The 572-nt window shown below is 67.3% G+C and carries 1 pseudogene; it reads left to right on the top strand.

Going from position 1 to position 572, the window contains the following annotated elements:
* Positions 1–269: pseudogene (locus AC4FS3_RS29210) on the top strand (WD40 repeat domain-containing protein); the annotation flags it as partial.
* Positions 270–572: the final 303 nt, after the last annotated feature.

A 572-nucleotide genomic window follows, 5' to 3' on the forward strand; every position in this document is an offset into this window, starting at 1 on the left:
GGCGGCTCGCCGACAAAAAGGACATGCGCATGTCCGGTTATCCGGCCAAGCCGCGCTCCCTGTCCTGGTCAAATGAAGGACTGTGGATGGCGTCGTCCGGCGCTGACGCCGCCATCATCTGGCCGTTCGAGGCCAAGGACGGTCCCATGGGCAAGGCGCCGCGCGAATGCGGCGTGCGCCCTGCGAAGGTGACCCAGGTCGCCTTTCATCCACGGGCGCTGATCATCGCGATTGGCTACGATGACGGCGCGGTGACAATTCCGAACTGATGGCGCGCATGCCGGTCCCCGGCGGCCCGGTGACGGCGATGGCCTGGGACGCCAAAGGCAAGCGGATGGTGTTTGGAACCGCCGATGGCGCCGGCGGCCTGCTGACCCTGCCGGTTTGATCGGGCGTCGCCATGGCCATGTCGTGGTTCAGCAGGAAGCCGGCGGCGGATCGCGCCGTGAGCGATCGCATCCGCGCGTGGGCGGCGACGGTTTGCGGCGACGCTCCTGGAACGCGGTTTTCGGTGAACGAGATCATCTGTCGCGATCCCTCCTGCCCGGGGACGGAGACGGTGATCCTGGTGA

The organism is Pseudogemmobacter sp. TB195 (genome assembly GCF_058313095.1).